General features: G+C 27.3%; 4 protein-coding genes. All 4 read right to left on the bottom strand.

Features of this window, described 5'->3' with window-relative positions:
• Positions 1-2,130 (bottom strand): VirD4-like conjugal transfer protein, CD1115 family (locus Q0Y03_RS15260; protein WP_297714643.1); only part of this gene is annotated, 2,130 nt, incomplete at its 3' end.
• Positions 2,131-2,172: 42 nt separating this feature from the next.
• Entirely contained in the window at positions 2,173-2,409 is a 237-nt protein-coding gene (locus Q0Y03_RS15255) for a hypothetical protein (protein WP_297714642.1), read from the bottom strand.
• A gap of 293 nt (positions 2,410-2,702) precedes the next feature.
• Positions 2,703-2,873: a hypothetical protein gene (locus Q0Y03_RS15250; RefSeq protein ID WP_297714641.1), complete on the bottom strand. Its 171-nt coding sequence runs from the start codon at positions 2,871-2,873 to the stop codon at positions 2,703-2,705.
• A 103-nt stretch (positions 2,874-2,976) separates the two neighbouring features.
• On the bottom strand, positions 2,977-3,313 hold a 337-nt coding region (locus Q0Y03_RS15245), incomplete at its 5' end, for a hypothetical protein (protein ID WP_297714640.1).

Genomic DNA, 3,313 nt, shown 5'->3' with positions numbered 1-3,313 from the left:
GTCTTTAGGAGTATATATTCTTCCTAGCTCTATATCTTTTTCTTTTGTTATATACTCATTAATCGCTTCTACTTCTTCTGTTATTGGCTTATTTTGTATAGTATTTTCTTCTTTATCGTCTTTAAATAGTATTAACTCTTTTAAATCCACACTCTTATGAAGAGTTGGTATTTCTTTATTTATAAGATTTTTTGTATTATCAAAGAAATCACCTAAATACTCATATCTATATTTAAGAGTATGCTCTGCCGTATTGAAAATAGGAAATGGTCTAATCTTCTTTCCATTAATATCTCGTCTTTTAGTACCTCTAACAATAACAACTTCACCTTCTTCTAAGTGCATTAATTCATCTGTGGTTAATAATTTTCTTCCATCAACACTTTCTGTTTGGTGTTTAGTTGTATCAAGTATTTCTCCACTTCTTGAATAAGTTGTAATTGTTTTATCTCCCAATAACTTTGAAAACTCTTCAGCAGTTTCCACCTCATTGGTAAATATATAAAACTTATTAGAACAATTTCCCAATATAGTTTTATAGTCATCTCCATATAATTTTTTTAATTGTGATATACCTTGAATAATTAAATTAAATTTAATATTTCTACCTAAGCAAACTGTTATTATGTTAGCCATACTTTCTATGGCTGGCATATTTCCAAACTCATCTAATAAGAAAATGACTTCTCTATCACATTTAGCAGGAATATTGAAGGTAGCTTCTTTTGCTAAGACATAATATAACTGTCTAACAAATATACTTGCTATAACATGATTTGATGTATCATAATCTGGAACCGTCATAAATAAAGCTACTGGTCTATTATCTTCTGACTTAAAACCTATATCTTTTAAATTTATAGAATTTTTAGATGTTAACTTCGCTATTTCATCCATAGTAAATATATTAAGCTCTGACATTGCAACACTAAATATAGATCCTCTAGCTTCTCCTTTAGAGAAGTTAGACGTTGCATACTGCATTTTTGCTACTGATTCTACTGGTAACTTTGAAAAATACTTATCTAATTCATTATTACCTTTAATATCTGTCTTAGAACCTAATTCTGATAGCATATTTGCAACTGTATAAAGTGTTATTTTTGACTTTATTTTTTCAACTTCTTTTTCCAGGTTACTTATTAATTTACCCTTACTTTTATTATCACTATTTTTTAGTTCATCTATCTTTTTATAATATATTTTGCAATCCTCAAAACATTTCTCTGTAACTGCAAGAATTAAAGCATTAACTAAACTCATAGCTGAATTTTGCCAAAAGGGGTCTTTTGTATCAGGCTTATAATAAAGCATATGTGTTAATGTTTTACATAAACTTTGAGCAGTGCTGTAATCTTTTTTCTCATAAGCATCTATTACTAATTGAAGTGGGTTATAACTCATTGAATTTAATGGATTTATTAAGTTTAAAACTTCTACTCTATATCCTCTAGCTTCAAGTATCTCCTTTGAAGCACCATACAACTCAGCCTTTGGATCATTAACTATTAATGAAGCTTTTTCTTCAGCTCTCGAATATAAATCAATAGTAGGAAATACAAATAATTCACCTTTTCCACTCCTAGATGTTCCTATTGTCATATTATTAGTTGGGCTATCATCTATAAAAAGTATGTCTTTATCCCTTGAAATAATAACCCCACCTTTTCCTGAATAACCTCCCTGTTCTCTTTCTTCTTCTGTTTCGACTTCATAAACACTTTTATATTGCTCTTTTATTTCTTCCATAGTAGTAAATCTACTTGTCCCTTTTTGCCCCTCACTTATATCCTTAAATGATGCTCTAAAATTAAAAATAAATTTAATCAATACTAATGTCATTATTCCATATGCTAATAAATATAATAATGGATATCCCAAATTAGGCATAAATAAGTTAAATAAAATATTAAAATTACTTTCTCCTCCTGCTAACATTAAAAACATTCCATCTATAGAATTAGAAATTAAATTAACAAAAATAGTTACTATTAAAAATACTCCTATTATAAAAGATAATAGTATCTTTTTATCTGCTAATCGTTTTATTAATTTCATTTCTCTATTAGCTTCTTTTTCTGCTAATAAATCATTTAATTCTTTTTTTACATCTGAAATAAATTCCTTCATATATCCTCCTATAAAAAAAGGGAAGTTTAAACTTCCCCTTTTTTAAAATGTTATTTTTGATTCTAAGAAAGCAGCTATTGCAGAAGCACCTAATATAAAAATAAGTCCCACTCCAGCTCCTATGTACCAAGGTTTAGCCTTTCTTAATCCTTCTGCTCCACCAAATATCTGAATAAATCCACCTATTCCAAAAGCTATCGCTGATCCAACTACCCCTAAAATTTGCATCCATCCAATAAATTCATTTCCCATATTTGCTAATTGTTGTACAACATCCATTTATTTTTCCTCCTTAAATCTATCTTCTTTTACTATTTCTTCTACATCTATAAGATTTTCTTCACAAAATTTATTTAATGCTAAAGTATTGTAATCTAATACTTTAAGAACTTTATCAAGTAGAATTTCATATTTTCCTTCATATTCTACTAATTTATCAAGATATAAAAATTGTCTTTCTAAATATGTTTTTAAAAACTCATTTCTACTTTTATATCCTAATTCTTTTGCTTTTTCATCAATTTTACTAATTGTTGCTCTTGATAATTCTCTAATTATTATGTCTGCTATAATTAACTCCCCATTTCTTTTTTCAAATTTAAGCTTTCCTTCAATAACTTTGAATTTGTAAATATAACATTTTTATGTTGCTCATTTAACCATTCTTCATAACCCTTACCACTTGCTTCAATTACCGCAACTGCAATTTCTTTAATATCTTTATCAAGCTTTTCTCCTGCCATATAATCACCTCCCTTCAATAAAAAAGAACCTCTCGGCTATTGCCTGTCAGAAGTTCTTTTCCTAAAAATATGTATATTAAAAAGGTGTCCTTCGAGAACACCTTTATCTTAATGACTTTAATTTTTCTAATATCTCAGCCTTCAATGTTGCTTTCACTATTTCCGGCACATTAATTACTTCTTTTGATAACTCTTCAAAATTATTTATAATATAATCTATATCAATTTCTTCTTTACTATCTTTATTACATTCTTTCATAATAATCTTACTTATAATATTCACACACTCATTCATAAAGTATGGATCACCATTATTTTTATATGGAAATATAGATTCAGCTAATTCAAAAGCTTTAAATTCTGCTTTATTAATTTCATTCTCTTCTATTAATCTTTTTATTTCTTTAATCTCACTATTCACTTCTATTTTTTTATTCATT

The sequence above is a fragment of the Clostridium sp. genome (genome assembly GCF_026168755.1).
Lineage (GTDB): Bacteria > Bacillota > Clostridia > Clostridiales > Clostridiaceae > Clostridium.
Note: the sequence above shows the minus strand (reverse complement) of the source record. Positions and strands in the feature narration are given on the sequence as shown.